This window comes from Streptomyces sp. KLMMK, from assembly GCF_036961605.1.
Classification (GTDB): Bacteria; Actinomycetota; Actinomycetes; order Streptomycetales; family Streptomycetaceae; genus Streptomyces; species Streptomyces telluris.
Genome location: NZ_JBAMDC010000129.1, coordinates 1 through 16269, shown reverse-complemented (window position 1 = coordinate 16269; position 16269 = coordinate 1). Strand labels below are relative to the sequence as shown.

The following is a 16269-nucleotide window of genomic DNA, read 5'->3' as shown; positions in this document are numbered from 1 at the left end:
CGGCGGAGGCGTGACCCGCGACCGGTGCGCCGGAGCCGGGGCCGGGCTGCGGAAGGTGCGGGGGCTGCGCAGAGTGCGGGGGCTGCGGAGAGTGTGGAGACTGCGGGGGCTGTGTGTGCAGCGGGCCCGGCGCCGGATAGCCGGCGTACGGGGACCGGGGGAACGGCTGCGGCGCGGGCGGCGGAGATTGCAGCGAAGGCCCCGGAGAGGGCTGCGGAGAAGACTGCGGTGCAGGCTGCTGGAAAGGCCCGGTGAACGACGGCGCGGCACCGAAGCCCGGCGGCGGCGCCGCAACGCCCTGCGCGGGCGCGGGGAAGGGGGCCGGGCCCGGAGCCTGCGGCATGAGGTTCGCCGTGTTCGCCGTGTTGTTCGCCGCCGTGCCCGCGGCGACCCGCTCCAGCATCTCGCGCGCCTGGTCCGCGGTCGGCCGGTACTCCGGCTCCTTCGCCATCAGCGCCTGCAGCACGGGCGTGAGCGCCCCCGCCCGCCGGGGCTGCGGCAGCGGCTCGGTGACGATCGCCGAGAGCGTGGACCACACGGACGTCCGGCGGAACGGCGACGTGCCCTCCACGGCCGCGTACAGCGTCATGCCCAGCGACCAGATGTCCGACGCGGGGCCGGGCTCCCTGCCCTGCGCGCGCTCCGGCGGCAAGTAGTCGAGGGAGCCGATGATCTGGCCGCTCTGGGTCAGCTTGGCCACGGCCTCGTCGCCGGCGGCCTCCATGCTGGCGATGCCGAAGTCCGTGAGCACGACCCTCCCCCAGCCTCCGGCCGGGGGGACCCCCATCTCGCTTCGCTCGCCGTGCTCCAGCAGCACGTTCGCCGGCTTGACGTCGCGGTGCAGCACGCCCGCCCGGTGCGCGGCGTCGAGCGCGTCCATCAGCTTGGCACCGATCGCCGCGGCCTCATGCGGCTCCAGCGCGCCGCGCTTCTCCAGCACGTCGTCGAGCGAGGGCCCGTCGACGAGCTCCATGACGATGACCGGCAGGCCCTGTTCCTCGGTCACGTCGTGCACGGTGACCACGCCGCTGTGCCGGATGCGGGCGGCGGCCTGCGCCTCCCGCTGCATCCGGGTCCGCAGGTCGAGCAGTTCGGCCTCGGCGGCGTCGGTGAAGGCCCGCAGGACCTTGACGGCGACCTCCCGGTTGAGGAGTTCGTCCACCGCCCGGGCGACCACTCCCATGCCGCCGCGGCCGATCGTCGCGGTCACCCGGTACCGGCCGCCGAGGACCTTGCCTATCAGCTCGTCGCCGTTCGTTTCCCCCGCGGTCACCACGCGCTCCGTTCCGTCAGTTGGCCGTCGCATCCGGCGGCCCAGGGTAAACAAACAAGGCCCAGGTCGTTGACCTGGGCCTTCCTTTGATGACAGCTACGTCTTATGGAGCGGGTGACGAGAATCGAACTCGCGCTCTGAGCTTGGGAAGCTCATGTTCTACCATTAAACTACACCCGCGAGGGCACCTGTTTTACGGGCGCCTCATCTTCGCACACTCTACCCCATCGAAGGCCCCCGGTGCACTCACCGTGCGGGCCTTCGTGCTGTGTGTGGAGAGTGTGGGGCCGGTGGGGATGCGTGCGTGGGGGCCGGGAGTTGGGGCGTACCGTGGGGCGGCGGAAGCCCGTGGGGGACTGCCGGGAGTGCCGCGTAGGAGCGAGTCCTATACATCCCCTAATGTGGCTTTTGTCTTTCACGTGAATGGGGAAAGGGAGCTCTATGGAGCGCACCGTCGTTCGTTGTGCCGAAGGGCACGTCTTCAGCACCGCTTCGTTCCCGATGCAGCACCTCGGACCCGACCGGATCGGCCCGGGGCGGCTCCTGCGCTGCCCGCGCTGCGCCCGGCTGCGGCATTCCGTTCCGGTGGCCCTGCAGAAGCGCTGAGCGGGTGCCGGGCGGACGGTGATCAAGCGGCGCGGGTCCGGTCCGCTCGGACCGGACCCGCGTTGTCCGTCTTCTCCGCGTATCCTCGACCCGTGCTTCTCTCAGACAAGGACATCCGGACCGAGATCGACGCCGGCCGGGTGCGTATCGACCCGTTCGACGAATCCATGGTGCAGCCGTCGAGCATCGATGTGCGCCTCGACCGCTACTTCCGGGTGTTCGAGAACCACCGGTACCCGCACATCGACCCCGCGGTCGAGCAGGCGGACCTCACCCGTGAGGTGGTGCCGGAGGGCGACGAGGCGTTCATCCTGCACCCCGGTGAGTTCGTGCTCGCCTCGACGTACGAGGTCATCACGCTCCCCGACGACGTGGCCTCCCGTCTGGAGGGCAAGTCCAGCCTCGGCCGGCTCGGCCTGCTGACGCACTCGACGGCCGGCTTCATCGACCCGGGCTTCTCCGGGCACGTGACGCTGGAGCTGTCGAACATGGCCACGCTGCCGATCAAGCTGTGGCCGGGGATGAAGATCGGGCAGCTGTGCATGTTCCGCCTGACCTCTCCCGTCGAGCATCCTTACGGGTCCGCGAAGCACGGTTCCCGCTACCAGGGACAGCGTGGGCCCACGCCCTCGCGGTCCTTCCAGAATTTCCACCGCACCCAGGTCTGAGCAGCAGAGCAAAAGGCGAAGAGCAACAGTGAGTGAGATCCGCGAGAACCTGACCTACCCGATCTTCGGGGAGGCCATCCGTGAGCTGGCGCAGACCATCGCGGACGACGGCTACGAGCCGGACATCATCCTGTCCATCGCGCGTGGCGGCGTCTTCGTCGCGGGCGGTCTCGCCTACGCGCTGGACTGCAAGAACATCCACCTGGTGAACGTGGAGTTCTATTCGGGCGTCGGCGAGACGATGGAGATGCCCGTCATGCTCTCCCCCGTCCCCGACAAGATCGACTTCACGAACAAGAAGGTCCTGATCGCCGACGACGTCGCGGACACCGGCAAGACCCTCAAGCTGGTGCACGACTTCTGCAAGGACCACGTGGCCGAGGTCCGCTCCGCAGTGATCTACGAGAAGTCCCACAGCCTCGTGAAGTGCGAATACGTCTGGAAGCGCACCGAGGACTGGATCAACTTCCCGTGGTCCGTCGAGCCGCCGGTCGTGCGCCGTGAGGGCCAGGTCCTCGACGCCTGAGAGCGTGAAATCCGACACGAGCCGGGTAGGTGATCACCTACCCGGCTCGTGGTCTGTCGCACAGACCATGATCCTGTTACGACCTATGAGGCCCGCAGTAGTTACTGCGGGCCTCATAGGTGTCACGGCCTGGAGGGCCGCCAGGTCCTACTGGTGCTCGGCGAGGAAGCGGACGCGGTCCTCAGGGGTGCCGCTGAGGGCCTTCTTCGCCGCGGCCTTGAACTCCGGGGAAGGGTTCTTGGAGACCAGCTGGACGATGGCGACCTGGTTGTCCGAATCGCGGGCGATGAACTGACCGGACTCCAGGAAGCGGACGCGGTCCTCAGGGGTGCCCTTGAGGGCGGCCCTGGCGCCTTCCTTCATGGCCGCGCCGGGGTACTTCGAGACGAGCTGGACGATGGCGACCTGGTTGTCCGAGTCGCTGGTGTTGCCCTGGGCCGCCGAGGCCGACGCCGTAACGGGAGCCTGCGCCGGACCGGCGGCGAGCGCCGGGGTGGAGAGCAGGACGGCCGGCGCGACGGCGGCGGCGACGAGGAGCGGCACGCGGGTCAACTTCATGTACAATACTCACTTTTCCTGAAGACGATCTTGAAATCCTTCCTGAGGATAAGTGGACATTGCCGTGGTGGCCATCAAATATCCGCTGACAGTGCGTTTGCACCGTTGAAGGGGACAGGGCAGGGACAGGGGCAGGGCAGGAGCGTCGCAACCGGCCATGCGGAGGCAAAGGCTGAGGCCCTTGTCCCCGCCGTCGTGGCGGGGACAAGGGCCTCAGCCTTTGGTGCACGTGATCAGAGCGTGCCCAGCTTCACGATCGACAGCAGGGCGATCAGCTGGATCGCCGACGCGCCCAGCGCGCGCGGCCACGGGATGTCGTGCGACTTGCTGACCATGGACGTGAACAGGTAGCCCGCGAGCAGCCACGTCGCCCAGCCCAGCACCTGCACCACCAGGTTGTCGCCGCCGAGAAACATGGCGAAGAGCAGGCGGGGCGCGTCCGTGATCGACATGATCAGCATCGACAGGCCGACCGTCGGCTGCCACATGCCGTCGCCGCCGAGCTGCCGGGCCAGGGTGTGCGTGACCGCGCCCAGCAGCAGGCCGGCGAGCACCATGACCACGCCGGTGATCAGGACCGACGGCAGGCTGTTGGCGAGGGAGGCGTTGAGGACGTCCTCGCGGGCCTTGTCGAAGCCGAAGACGGCGAGCAGGCCGTAGACGAACGTGACGATCAGGGCCGGGACCCACACGGCGTGGTCGCGCATCTGCCAGAAGGTGGCGGACGGGCGCATCACTATGCCCGTCAGCAGCTGCTTCCAGGGCAGGCGCGGGCCCGGGGGCGGCGCGGGGGCGTTGTTGTACGGGTCCTGCCCGGCGTACGGATCCTGGCCGTACGGGTCCTGGCCGCCGTAGCCGCCCTGGCCGTACGGGTCCTGGCCGCCGCCGTAGGCGTCGGGGCCCTCGCCGATGCTGAACTGCCGGGTGTGGCCGGGGTCGTCGCCGCCGGGGCCGTGGCCCTGCCCGTAGTACGGGTCCTGGCCGTGGCCGCCCTGGCCGTAGCCGCCCTGGCCGTACGGCTGGTGGCCCGGGCCCGGGCCGTGGCCGTGCCCCTGTGGGCCGCCGCCGGCGCCGAAGTACTCCGGCTCGCCGTACGGCGGGGGCTGCTGCTGCCACTGGCCGCCGCCGCCCGCGCCACTGCCGCCGGCATAGCCGCCCTGGCCGCCGTGCGGGGCCCGGTACTGTCCCGGGCGCTGTCCTTGCTGCGCGGGGCCGGGGTCGTTCGAGCCCTGTCCGCGTCCCATCCTGAATCCAGCCACGCTTCGAACGTACCCGCTCCCTGAGAGTGCCGAGACGGGCCCGGGAGAACGGGCCCGCCATTGCGGCCGAGCTGTGACATCCCCTAAGGGAAATATCGGGGGTTGGGGAGCCGTGTGTCGTCACGGCCGCACCTCCCGCGCCCGCCGCACCTGCCGCTCCCCGCCGTACCCGCAGCCCCCGCCGCACCTGCCGTCTCCGCGGCCTCAGCCGCTCTTCACCGCCGCTTCAGCACCGCGTAGACCGGCGAGAAGATCATGCCACCGAGGAGGACCCAGCCGCCCGCCTGCAGGAGGGCCTGCGCAGTGCCCGAGGGGTCCTCTCCGCGCAGCGCCGGTGTGCAGCCGTAGGCCGCCAGCACCGCGACGGCGGCGTGCACGGACTGCATGACCGGTGACCACGGCAGCTTGCGCAGGGAGCCGCCGTTGATGCCCAGGGAGAAGAGCAGCACCCAGGGGAGCAGGCACAGCCCGACGATCAGGGCGATCGCGTTGACGATGCTGCCCTCCAGGTTCGGCTGCCACTTCCCGGCCGCCATCCGGTGCAGCTTCTCCTCCCTGCCCAGGTACGCGCCGAGCGAGGGGTCGTCGGGCGCCCACATGGCCGTGAGCAGGCCGCCCTCGCGGACGGGGTCGTGGTAGGTCGTCCTGCCGGTGGCGAGCTTCGCCGGGCTGCCGGGGACCGTCACCGTCAGCTCGTACACGTACCCCCGGACGAGCTCGGGATTGTCGTCGTCGTACTCCTTCTCCAGGAGACGCGCCTGTACGACGGTCGCGACGGCGACCTCGGCGCCGGCGTGCTGGATGGCGGTCTGCCGGCTGTCGGAGCCGGGCATGCCGTGCAGGCTCAGGGCGGTCAGGGTGGCCGCGAGGGCGAGGGCCGAGACGGCCAGCTGCCGGGCCTTGGACAGGGCCGTGGAGGCGAAGGTGTCCGGTACGGGCCGGAAGCGGCTCTGCTGGACGCGGCGCGCCGCCCGCCGCCCCGTCTCCTTCTCCAGGACGGCCTTGACCTCTTCGCGCTCCTTGCGCAGTCCGTACCAGCGCCGCACCCACAGCAGGACGGCCCGCTGGACCCACGCGGCGGCCGCCGCCCACACGCAGATGAGGACCCCGGTGTGCGGCGCGGCCTGGTAGTCGATGCCCGCCGCCCAGACGCACGCGGCGACGACGGCGGCGTAGGTCAGGACCGCACTCGCGCGTACGGCCTGCGTCAGCGCGTTCTGCATGACACGCGCTCCCCCCTGATTCACTTCCGGTCGGTGTCCTCGGTGTTCCCCGTCATCAAGTGGATCATGAAAAGGCAGCGGCCGGTGCCCGCGGACCGTCGCGGGCACCGGCCGTGCGTCCTTGCGGAGCGGCCTACTTCACCGGCTCCGGGTCCGGCTTCGGGTCCGGCTTCGGGTCCGGCTTCGGGGCGCCGGCCGGCTCGCCGTCGCCACCGTCGCCGTTGCCCTCGCCGCCGTTGCCGTCCTCCTCCGGCGCCGCGGGCGTCTTGACCGACTCCAGCAGCAGCTGGGCGACGTCCACGACCTGGATGGACTCCTTGGCCTTGCCGTCGTTCTTCTTGCCGTTGACCGAGTCGGTCAGCATGACGAGGCAGAAGGGGCAGGCGGTGGAGACGATGTCCGGGTTGAGGGACAGGGCCTCGTCGACGCGCTCGTTGTTGATGCGCTTGCCGATCCGCTCCTCCATCCACATGCGCGCGCCGCCGGCGCCGCAGCAGAAGCCGCGCTCCTTGTGGCGGTGCATCTCCTCGTTCCGCAGGCCCGGCACCTTGGCGATGATCTCGCGCGGGGGCGTGTAGACCTTGTTGTGGCGGCCCAGGTAGCAGGGGTCGTGGTACGTGATCAGACCCTCGACCGGGGTGACGGGGACCAGCTTGCCCTCGTCGATGAGGTGCTGCAGCAGCTGCGTGTGGTGGATGACCTCGTACTCGCCGCCGAGCTGCGGGTACTCGTTGGCGATGGTGTTGAAGCAGTGCGGGCAGGTCGCGACGATCTTCTTCTTCGCCTTCTCGACCTTGACGCCCTCTTCCGCATCCTCGCCGAAGGCCATGTTCAGCATCTCGACGTTCTGCTGGCCGAGCTGCTGGAAGAGGAACTCGTTGCCCAGGCGGCGGGCGGAGTCACCGGTGCAGGCCTCGTCGCCGCCCATGATGGCGAACTTCACGCCCGCCATGTGCAGCAGCTCCGCGAAGGCCTTCGTGGTCTTCTTGGCGCGGTCCTCCAGGGCGCCGGCGCAGCCGACCCAGTAGAGGTAGTCGACCTCGGTGAGGTCCTCGATGTCCTTGCCGACGACCGGGACCTCGAAGTCGACCTCCTTGGTCCACTGCAGGCGCTGCTTCTTCGCCAGGCCCCAGGGGTTGCCCTTCTTCTCCAGGTTCTTGAGCATCGTGCCCGCCTCGGACGGGAAGGAGCTCTCGATCATCACCTGGTAGCGGCGCATGTCGACGATGTGGTCGACGTGCTCGATGTCGACGGGGCACTGCTCGACGCAGGCGCCGCAGGTGGTGCAGGACCACAGGACGTCCGGGTCGATGACGCCGTTCTCTTCGAGGGTGCCGATCAGGGGGCGCTCGGCCTCGGCCAGGGCCGCCGCCGGGACGTCCTTCAGCTGCTCCTCGGTCGCCTTCTCCTCGCCCTCCGCATCCTTGCCGCCGCCGGCGAGCAGGTACGGGGCCTTGGCGTGCGCGTGGTCGCGCAGCGCCATGATCAGCAGCTTCGGGGACAGCGGCTTGCCGGTGTTCCAGGCGGGGCACTGCGACTGGCAGCGGCCGCACTCGGTGCAGGTGGAGAAGTCGAGGAGGCCCTTCCAGGAGAACTCCTCGACCTTCGAGACGCCGAAGACGTCGTCCTCGCCCGGGTCCTCGAAGTCGATCGGCTTGCCGGCGCTCGTCATCGGCTGCAGGGCGCCGAGCGCCACGTCGCCGGAGTCCTCGCGCTTGAACCAGATGTTCGGGAAGGCGAGGAAGCGGTGCCAGGCCACGCCCATGTCGGTCTTCAGGGCGACCGTGATCATCCAGATGAAGGACGTCGCGATCTTCAGGCCCGCGAAGAAGTAGGTGAGGTTCTGGAGCGTGGAGACGTCCATCCCCTCCAGCCACGACACGACCGGGTACGAGATGAAGAACGAGGCCTCGTAGCCGTCCACGTGGTGCTGGGCGCCTTCGAGGGCGTGCAGCATGAAGATGCAGACGCCGACGATGAGGATGACGGCCTCGACGAAGTACGCCTGGCCGGTGTTGGAGCCGGCGAAGCGGGACTTGCGGCCCGGCTTGCCCGGCCGGTTCAGCTGCCGGATGACGATCAGGGTCAGGATGCCGAGCGCGGTCATCGTGCCGAGGAACTCGACGAAGACGTTGTACGGGGCCCAGTCGCCGATGACCGGCAGGATCCAGTCGGCCTTGAAGAGCTGCCCTATGGCGTTGACGATCGTCAGCAGCAGCGAGAAGAAGCCCACCGCCACGAACCAGTGCGCCACGCCGACGATGCCCCAGCGGTTCATCCGGGTGTGGCCCAGGAACTCCTTGGCCACGGTGACGGTGCGCTGTACGGGCTCGCCGGTCCGGCTGCCCGCGGGGACGGGCTGGCCGAGCCGCATGAAGCGGTAGATCTGCAGGAGGGCACGGCCGAACAGCGCTACGCCGACCGCGATTAGGACCAGCGACACGATGATCGCGGCGAGTTGCATGGGAACGGCTCCTCGAACCTGCGAGAGCGGGATTACTGTCTAGTAACTTATCCAGTCCGTACGAGACTACTCACTCTCCCGCGCGCGATATAGCCGCATCGCCGGTGATCTGTGTCGCTCAGGGCACCCTCAGTGGAGCTCCGGCAGCACCAGGCGGCGGACCGGGTGCGTACGCAGGCGGACGTCCCGCTCGATGCGGCGGGCGCGCAGGTGCAGGGCCGTGCAGACCGCGGTGGTGGCCAGCGCGAGGCCGGTCGCGCCGAGGAGCCCCCAGTGCACCGCCGTCACGTCGAGGAAGTAGGCGGGGACGCAGACGAGCATGCCGTAGGTCCGGAGGTTCCAGAGGCGGCCGCCGCCGCGCGTGATCGTCCGCCGGCTCAGCAGGCCCCGGTTGACCCACAGGCCCGCCTCCCGGACGACGCCGTTCCGCAGGAGGTAGGACCAGCCGAGGACGATCTGGGCGACGGCCGCCTCGGGCACGAGGTTCGCCCACCCCCAGGAGTTCGTGGTGTGCCCCATGGCGCCCCAGACGGCGACCCCCGACGCGGCGATGCACAGCAGCACGATCAGCCGGTAGTGCCAGCTGCGGACGTAGCGGTAGGCCGTGTTCAGAGGGCGCTCCGGCAGGGTGTCCCAGCTCCGCTGGTCGGCGAACTCGGCCAGGGCCAGGCAGATCGCCGCCCGCAGCCGCAGCTTCCGGGGCAGGGCGTTCAGGAACCGCAGCCGGAGCGGGCTCAGACCGGCCTCGCGGAGCACGGCCAGGGTGGTGGCGAGCAGGGCGTCCTGGTCCCGGCTGTCCATGTCGGCCGCGCCGGGGCGCAGATAGTGGATCTCCAGCTGGAGGGCGAGCTGGTGGCGGTAGACCGAGGCGCTGTCCTGGGCGAAGACGTACCGGATGCCGCCCCGCGCCCCGAGGACCCGCTGCAGCTCCCGCACCATCTCCTTCTCGACCCGGGGAGCGTGCGCCAGGACCTCGCGGGGACCGTCCGCGGCGTACTGGACGAGGCTCAGGGCCGCCACGATGCGCGGGTCCGGGGGGAGGGGCTCCGGCAGGGGGAGCGGCAGCACCGGGTCCCGGACGAAGACGGCGGCGATGCGCCCGGCGATCGCGACGAGCGCGTCCCCGGGGCCGTGGGAGAACGGGCGCCACACCCAGCTCAGGCAGTCGGAGGGGGCCGCCGGCACCGGCGCGGTGCGCAGCTCCGCCTCGATCTCGGGAACGGACAGCAGCTCGCCGAGGTAGGCGGCGCACAGGGAGGTCATCTGGGCGTTCGTGTCCGCCCACAGCAGGGCGTTCAGGGCGAGTGCCGCGCGCGGCGTGCGGATGGCCCACAGGGCGCCGAGCGCGTGCGCCTCCCCCTGCGCCGCGAGGCGGCTCAGCACGGGTACGGCGATGTCGCCCATGGCGGTGATGGCCGGCCCGGCGGCCTCCCAGGGGATGCCGCCCGCCAGGACGTCCGCCGCCCTGGGCAGGTGCGTCGCCGCCAGGGCGTGGCAGGCCGCGGTCGCGCGGTCGCGGTTGTCGCTGTGGGCGGTCTGCCGCAGGAAGTCGAAGACCTGGACGCCGCGCGGGCGGCGGTCCGCGGCCACGAGGCCGAAGGCCGCGATGACCGCCTGGTCGCTGCTGGACTCGCTGCCGAGGCGGTCGCGGAAGTGCTCGATGATCTCGTCGGCCAGGGTGTCGTCCACCATGTGCGCGTCGGCGAGGCACTGGAACGCCAGCAGGGGGTCCCGGGCGTAGACGGTCCGGATGACCTCGCTGCAGTCGCGCTCCTCCACCCCGCACCACAGCCGCACCGTCTCCCGCCAGGTGTGCGGGTCCTTGCCGTAGCGGCGCAGCAGGCCCCTGGGGTCGCCTGCCAGCAGGCCCGCCGCCAGGTACTCCTGGAGCGTGAGGTGGGCGAACTGGTAGCGCTCGCCGTTGTCCACGGCCAGCAGGAGGCCGCTGCGGTCGACGATCTCCTTGAGGACGTCCTTGTCAAGCTCGGCCGGCCTGCCCTTGGCCTCCAGGACGGACCGCACGGTCTCCAGCACGCCCTCCTCGGGGAGGGCGAGCCGGTCGTGGTTGGCCGCGGGGGTGTCCTGGGCGGCCAGCGCCAGGTGGTGCAGGACGGCCTTCTTCAGCGGGTGGGCGAAGGTGGGGCGGCGGCGCTGGTCGATCAGCAGGTTGTCGACGACCTGCTTGTAGAAGTCGGCCCGGGTGTGCGGCAGGACCTGGTCGGTGCCCGCGTACACGTAGCTGTAGAGGTAGGCGATCATCGTCAGCAGCAGCGGGTTGCGCGCCAGAGGCATCAGCTGCGGGGTGTCCCGCAGAGCGGCCATCAGCTGTTCCACCGTCTCGGTCGCGGTGCCCTCGGGCCAGGGCCAGCCGCCCAGGAAGCGGCGTATGAGGTGCTCGTCGAAGTCCTCGACCCGCAGGGTCTGGTGGAACTGCTCCGCGAACTGCGCTTCGTACACCGCGACGCGGCAGGTGACCACGATCCGGCAGGACGCGTAGACCTGGGCGAACTCCCTGATCTTCTCGACCGCGGCGTCACGGTGGGCGCTGGTGACCTCGTCGAGCCCGTCGAAGTAGAGCGTGAGGTGACCCTCCCGCAGGGCGCGCTTGACCCAGTTGTGGGCGCTGGGGAAGTTGTGGCGCTTGAAGTGGTCGACGATGTGCTCTTCGAGCGACCAGTCGAGGTTGTTGTTGAGCCGGTGCAGCTCCAGCAGGACCGGGATGCCGCCGATGTCGCCCAGGTCGACGCGGGGCTGCTTCCCCGGGCGCCGGGCGGGGCGCAGCCGCTGCCGGGCCCACACGAGGATCTCGTGCCGCAGGAGCATCGTCTTGCCGGCGCCCGGCACGCCCAGGACCACGGAGTGCCGGCCCTGCCGCAGCGTGGCGGTCGGCTCGCCGGGCCTGCGGCCCCCGCCGCCCGACACCCCGGCCGCCCCCGCCGTGGCGCCGCTGGGAGCGGCGAAGCGCAGGGGGACGTAGACGGACTCCATCGGCAGTTTGAGGTCGTCGTCGGCCTGGAAGGAGACCGCGAACTTGTCGTGCCGGTCGTGCACGGCGCGGATGTAGCGCGCCAGTGCGGTACGGCGGAGCAGCCGGCTGCCCGCCAGTCTGCTGTAGAGGAATTCGGCGAAAGCCTTCAGCTTCGCGCCCAGCCAGCTCTTGGCCACGGCGGCGATGATGCCGAGGACGAAGAGTGCTGCTCCCACGCCCCACTGCTGGAACTGGTCCCACATCTGCGGTCCCCCTCCCCCGAGAATCGCAGGCTAGAACCGTTCGCAACGTGAACGCGCCCCCCTTTCCGCACCGGGCTCGGCGAACCGCAGCGGACCCCTCCCGGTGCGCCCTGTGTGTGCTCCCCGCGCGCCCCCGGTTGCAGGTGTACACCCCGGGCGCAGCCCGGCCATGCGCATAAGGCCCGCATAAGACTTGAGCCCCCCCGACTCAGCTCCGTTGACAGGGACGGATCCGTGTTGCACGCTTGAGCCTGTTCCACTCAAGTCAGCTGGAGGAATCGACATGGCACGTGCGGTCGGCATCGACCTGGGTACGACGAACTCCGTCGTCAGTGTTCTCGAAGGCGGTGAGCCCACCGTCATCACCAACGCCGAGGGCGCCAGGACCACGCCGTCCGTCGTCGCCTTCGCGAAGAACGGCGAGGTGCTCGTCGGCGAGGTCGCCAAGCGCCAGGCTGTCACCAACGTCGACCGGACGATCCGCTCCGTCAAGCGCCACATGGGCACTGACTGGAAGATCAACCTGGACGGCAAGGACTTCAACCCGCAGCAGATGAGCGCCTTCATCCTGCAGAAGCTGAAGCGCGACGCCGAGGCGTACCTGGGCGAGAAGGTCACGGACGCGGTCATCACCGTCCCGGCGTACTTCAACGACTCCGAGCGCCAGGCCACCAAGGAGGCCGGCGAGATCGCGGGCCTGAACGTCCTGCGTATCGTCAACGAGCCCACCGCGGCCGCCCTGGCCTACGGTCTCGACAAGGACGACCAGACCATTCTCGTCTTCGACCTCGGTGGCGGCACCTTCGACGTCTCGCTGCTCGAGATCGGCGACGGCGTCGTCGAGGTCAAGGCCACCAACGGCGACAACCACCTCGGTGGTGACGACTGGGACCAGCGCGTCGTCGACTACCTGGTCAAGCAGTTCGCCAACGGTCACGGCGTGGACCTGTCCAAGGACAAGATGGCCCTCCAGCGCCTCCGCGAGGCCGCCGAGAAGGCCAAGATCGAGCTGTCCTCGTCCACCGAGACGACGATCAACCTGCCCTACATCACGGCCTCCGCCGAGGGCCCGCTGCACCTGGACGAGAAGCTCACGCGCGCCCAGTTCCAGCAGCTCACCGCGGACCTGCTGGAGCGCTGCAAGACCCCGTTCCACAACGTCATCAAGGACGCGGGCATCGCCCTCTCCGAGATCGACCACGTGGTCCTCGTCGGCGGCTCCACCCGCATGCCCGCCGTCGCCGAGCTCGTCAAGGAGCTGACCGGCGGCAACGAGGCCAACAAGGGCGTCAACCCGGACGAGGTCGTCGCCATCGGCGCCGCCCTGCAGGCCGGTGTCCTCAAGGGTGAGGTCAAGGACGTCCTGCTCCTCGACGTGACCCCGCTGTCCCTCGGCATCGAGACCAAGGGCGGCATCATGACCAAGCTCATCGAGCGCAACACCACGATCCCGACCAAGCGGTCCGAGATCTTCACGACGGCCGAGGACAACCAGCCGTCCGTGCAGATCCAGGTCTACCAGGGCGAGCGCGAGATCGCGGCGTACAACAAGAAGCTCGGCATGTTCGAGCTGACCGGTCTGCCGCCGGCCCCGCGCGGCGTCCCGCAGATCGAGGTCGCCTTCGACATCGACGCCAACGGCATCATGCACGTGACCGCGAAGGACCTCGGCACGGGCAAGGAGCAGAAGATGACCGTCACCGGTGGCTCCTCGCTGCCGAAGGACGAGGTCAACCGGATGCGCGAAGAGGCCGAGAAGTACGCCGAGGAGGACCACGCGCGCCGTGAGGCCGCCGAGTCCCGCAACCAGGGCGAGCAGCTCGTCTACCAGACCGAGAAGTTCCTCAAGGACAACGAGGACAAGGTCCCGGCGGACGTGAAGACCGAGGTCGAGACGGCCCTCACCGAGCTGAAGGAGAAGCTCAAGGGCGAGGACACGGCCGAGATCCGCACCGCCACGGAGAAGGTCGCCGCCGTCTCCCAGAAGCTGGGCCAGGCCATGTACGCCGACGCCCAGGCCGCCCAGGGTGCCGCCGGCGCCGAGGGCGCGGGCGCCGGTGCCGGCCACGCCAAGGCCGAGGACGACGTCGTCGACGCCGAGATCGTGGACGAGGACAAGCCGAAGGGCGGTGCGGCGTGACGGAGGAGACCCCGGGCTTTGACGAGAAGCCTGAAGGCCCCTCCGACGCCGCCGACTCCGAAGAAGCGGCGCAGGGCGCCGGGTCCGCCGACAAGGCGGGCCCGGGCTCTGCCCCCTCCGGCGAAGAGCTGGTGGAGGTGGGTCTGAAGGCCCAGCTGGACCAGGCCCAGGCCGCGCTCACCGAGCGCACCGCGGACCTCCAGCGCCTCCAGGCGGAGTACCAGAACTACCGCCGCCGGGTCGAGCGGGACCGGGTCACGGTCAAGGAGATCGCCGTCGCGAACCTCCTGTCCGAGCTCCTGCCCACGCTCGACGACATCGGCCGCGCCCGTGACCACGGCGAGCTCGTCGGCGGCTTCAAGTCCGTCGCCGAGTCCCTGGAGACGATCGTCGCCAAGATGGGACTGCAGCAGTTCGGCAAGGAGGGCGAGCCCTTCGACCCGCTGGTGCACGAGGCGCTGATGCACAGCTACGCGCCCGACGTGACCGAGACCACGTGCGTGCAGATTCTGCAGCCGGGGTATCGCATCGGCGAGCGCACGATCCGCCCCGCGCGGGTCGCCGTCGCCGAGCCCCAGCCGGGCGCCCAGGGCGCCAAGGGCGAGGGCGAGGAGGCCGGTTCCGGCTCCGAAGAGGAGAGCGGTGGCCCGGACAAGGGCTGACGCTGACCCGATGAATCACCGCAGGGAACGGAAGGAGGGACACCGAGGATGAGCACGAAGGACTTCCTGGAGAAGGACTACTACAAGGTCCTCGGTGTGCCCAAGGACGCCACCGAGGCCGAGATCAAGAAGGCGTACCGGAAGCTCGCCCGCGAGTACCACCCGGACGCCAACAAGGGCGACGCCAAGGCCGAGGAGCGCTTCAAGGAGATCTCCGAGGCGAATGACGTCCTGGCCGACCCCAAGCGGCGCAAGGAGTACGACGACGCCCGCGCCCTCTTCGCCAACGGCGGCTTCCGCCCGGGGCCGGGCGGCGCGGGCGGCGGCTCCTTCAACTTCGACCTGGGCGACCTCTTCGGAGGCGCCCAGGGCGGAGGCGGCGGCACCGGCGGCTTCGGCGGCGGACTCGGTGACGTCTTCGGCGGCCTGTTCAACCGCGGCGGCACGCGCACCCAGCCGCGCCGCGGCCAGGACATCGAGTCCGAGGTGTCCCTGAACTTCACCGAGGCGGTCGACGGGGCCACCGTGCCCCTGCGCATGTCCTCCTCGGCCGCCTGCAAGGCCTGCTCCGGCACCGGCGACAAAAACGGTACGCCTCGCGTCTGCCCGACCTGCGTCGGCACTGGCCAGGTGTCGCACGGCTCCGGCGGCGGCTTCTCCATGACCGACCCGTGCCCCGACTGCAAGGGCCGCGGCCTCATCCCGGAGAACCCCTGCGACGTCTGCCACGGCAGCGGTCGCGCCAAGTCCTCCCGCACCATGCAGGTCCGCATCCCCGCCGGAGTCTCCGACGGCCAGCGGATCCGGCTGCGCGGCAAGGGCGCCCCGGGCGAGCGCGGCGGGCCCAACGGCGACCTCTATGTCGTCGTGCACGTCGGCGCCCACCCCGTCTTCGGCCGCAAGGACGACAACCTCACCGTCACCGTGCCCGTCACCTTCCCGGAGGCGGTCCTCGGCGGCGAGATCAAGGTGCCCACCCTCGGCGGCCCCCCGGTCACCCTCAAGCTGCCGCCCGGCACGCCCAACGGCCGCACCATGCGCGCCCGCGGCAAGGGCGCGGTCCGCAAGGACGGCACCCGCGGCGACCTGCTGGTCACAGTGGAGGTGACCGTGCCCAAGGATCTCGGCGACAAGGCCCGGGAAGCCCTGCAGACCTACCGTGAGGCCACCGCGGACCAGGACCCGCGGGCAGAGCTCTTCCAGGCCGCGAAGGGAGCGTGACCCCATGGATGGGACCGGCCGACGGCGCAATCCGTACGAGCTGACCGACGAGTCGCCGGTCTACGTCATCTCGGTCGCCGCGCAACTGTCGGGCCTGCATCCGCAGACCCTCCGGCAGTACGACCGGCTCGGCCTGGTCTCACCCGACCGCGCCGCGGGGCGCGGCCGGCGCTACTCCGCGCGGGACATCGAACAGCTGCGGCAGGTGCAGCAGCTGAGCCAGGACGAGGGCATCAACCTCGCCGGCATCAAGCGCATCATCGAGCTGGAGAATCAGGTGGCCGCGCTCAAGGCGCGCGTCGCCGAGCTGCAGGGCGTCGTCGAGGGCGCCACCGCGGCCCGGCAGCAGGCGGAGGCCGCGGTCCACGCCTCGTACCGCCGCGACCTCGTCCCGTACACGGACGTCCAGCAGACGAGCGCGCTGGTGGTGTGGCGCCC

The 16269-nt window shown here is 70.3% G+C and carries 13 protein-coding genes and 1 tRNA gene; 7 read left to right on the top strand and 7 right to left on the bottom strand.

Translation table 11 applies throughout. The annotated features are described in order from the left end of the window. The coding region (locus V7793_RS19570; protein ID WP_336008269.1) for a serine/threonine-protein kinase at window positions 1-1273 on the bottom strand (1273 nt) is incomplete at its 3' end. 106 nt (window positions 1274-1379) lie between these two features. Continuing rightward, a tRNA-Gly gene (locus tag V7793_RS19565) sits at window positions 1380-1453 on the bottom strand. 261 nt (window positions 1454-1714) lie between these two features. On the opposite strand from V7793_RS19565, the gene V7793_RS19560 reads away from it, so the two are divergent. The 3 genes from V7793_RS19560 (at window position 1715) to V7793_RS19550 (ending at window position 3073) form a co-directional block, all read left to right on the top strand. Then, on the top strand, window positions 1715-1879 hold the full coding sequence (locus V7793_RS19560; RefSeq protein ID WP_173864874.1) for a hypothetical protein: 165 nt from the start codon (window positions 1715-1717) through the stop codon (window positions 1877-1879). A 92-nt stretch (window positions 1880-1971) separates the two neighbouring features. Then, on the top strand, window positions 1972-2547 hold the full coding sequence (dcd, locus tag V7793_RS19555) for a dCTP deaminase (RefSeq protein ID WP_030366976.1): 576 nt from the start codon (window positions 1972-1974) through the stop codon (window positions 2545-2547). A gap of 28 nt (window positions 2548-2575) precedes the next feature. Further along, a complete protein-coding gene (locus V7793_RS19550; RefSeq protein ID WP_179081575.1) occupies window positions 2576-3073 on the top strand; it encodes a phosphoribosyltransferase in 498 nt (165 codons plus the stop codon). 147 nt (window positions 3074-3220) lie between these two features. Here the strand turns inward: V7793_RS19550 and V7793_RS19545 are convergent, their stop codons facing one another. From V7793_RS19545 to V7793_RS19525, 5 genes are all read right to left on the bottom strand, one after another. Continuing rightward, window positions 3221-3631, bottom strand: coding sequence for an ALF repeat-containing protein (locus V7793_RS19545; RefSeq protein ID WP_336008265.1), 411 nt, complete (start codon window positions 3629-3631; stop codon window positions 3221-3223). Window positions 3632-3864: 233 nt separating this feature from the next. Then, a complete protein-coding gene (locus V7793_RS19540; RefSeq protein WP_336008271.1) occupies window positions 3865-4875 on the bottom strand; it encodes a Yip1 family protein in 1011 nt (336 codons plus the stop codon). A gap of 230 nt (window positions 4876-5105) precedes the next feature. Continuing rightward, window positions 5106-6113 carry a hypothetical protein gene (locus V7793_RS19535; RefSeq protein ID WP_336008263.1) on the bottom strand — a complete coding sequence of 336 codons (1008 nt, stop codon included), beginning with the start codon at window positions 6111-6113 and terminating at the stop codon, window positions 5106-5108. Window positions 6114-6246: 133 nt separating this feature from the next. After that, window positions 6247-8577: a (Fe-S)-binding protein gene (locus V7793_RS19530; RefSeq protein ID WP_336008261.1), complete on the bottom strand. Its 2331-nt coding sequence runs from the start codon at window positions 8575-8577 to the stop codon at window positions 6247-6249. 129 nt (window positions 8578-8706) lie between these two features. Further along, a complete protein-coding gene (locus tag V7793_RS19525; protein WP_336008259.1) occupies window positions 8707-11808 on the bottom strand; it encodes an NACHT domain-containing protein in 3102 nt (1033 codons plus the stop codon). A 283-nt stretch (window positions 11809-12091) separates the two neighbouring features. On the opposite strand from V7793_RS19525, the gene dnaK reads away from it, so the two are divergent. From dnaK to V7793_RS19505, 4 genes are all read left to right on the top strand, one after another. After that, the gene (gene dnaK / locus V7793_RS19520) at window positions 12092-13948 is read left to right on the top strand and encodes a molecular chaperone DnaK (RefSeq protein WP_058047478.1); all 1857 of its coding nucleotides are present in this window, start codon (window positions 12092-12094) and stop codon (window positions 13946-13948) included. Further along, on the top strand, window positions 13945-14610 hold the full coding sequence (gene grpE, locus V7793_RS19515; RefSeq protein WP_336008257.1) for a nucleotide exchange factor GrpE: 666 nt from the start codon (window positions 13945-13947) through the stop codon (window positions 14608-14610). The genes dnaK and grpE overlap by 4 nt, the downstream gene beginning before the upstream one ends. 48 nt (window positions 14611-14658) lie before the next feature. Beyond that, window positions 14659-15831, top strand: coding sequence for a molecular chaperone DnaJ (gene dnaJ / locus V7793_RS19510; RefSeq protein ID WP_058047480.1), 1173 nt, complete (start codon window positions 14659-14661; stop codon window positions 15829-15831). 4 nt (window positions 15832-15835) lie between these two features. Further along, window positions 15836-16269: heat shock protein transcriptional repressor HspR (locus tag V7793_RS19505; protein WP_336008256.1), on the top strand; the 434-nt coding region annotated here is incomplete at its 3' end.

Bases quoted from the DNA above. Each gene is read 5' to 3' on its own strand.
- dnaK (WP_058047478.1), top strand. From the start codon at position 12,092: ATGGCACGTGCGGTCGGCATCGACCTGGGTACGACGAACTCCGTCGTC.
- V7793_RS19535 (WP_336008263.1), bottom strand. From the start codon at position 6,113: ATGCAGAACGCGCTGACGCAGGCCGTACGCGCGAGTGCGGTCCTGACC.
- V7793_RS19560 (WP_173864874.1), top strand. From the start codon at position 1,715: ATGGAGCGCACCGTCGTTCGTTGTGCCGAAGGGCACGTCTTCAGCACC.
- dnaJ (WP_058047480.1), top strand. From the start codon at position 14,659: ATGAGCACGAAGGACTTCCTGGAGAAGGACTACTACAAGGTCCTCGGT.
- V7793_RS19530 (WP_336008261.1), bottom strand. From the start codon at position 8,577: ATGCAACTCGCCGCGATCATCGTGTCGCTGGTCCTAATCGCGGTCGGC.
- V7793_RS19525 (WP_336008259.1), bottom strand. From the start codon at position 11,808: ATGTGGGACCAGTTCCAGCAGTGGGGCGTGGGAGCAGCACTCTTCGTC.
- V7793_RS19540 (WP_336008271.1), bottom strand. From the start codon at position 4,875: ATGGGACGCGGACAGGGCTCGAACGACCCCGGCCCCGCGCAGCAAGGA.
- V7793_RS19545 (WP_336008265.1), bottom strand. From the start codon at position 3,631: ATGAAGTTGACCCGCGTGCCGCTCCTCGTCGCCGCCGCCGTCGCGCCG.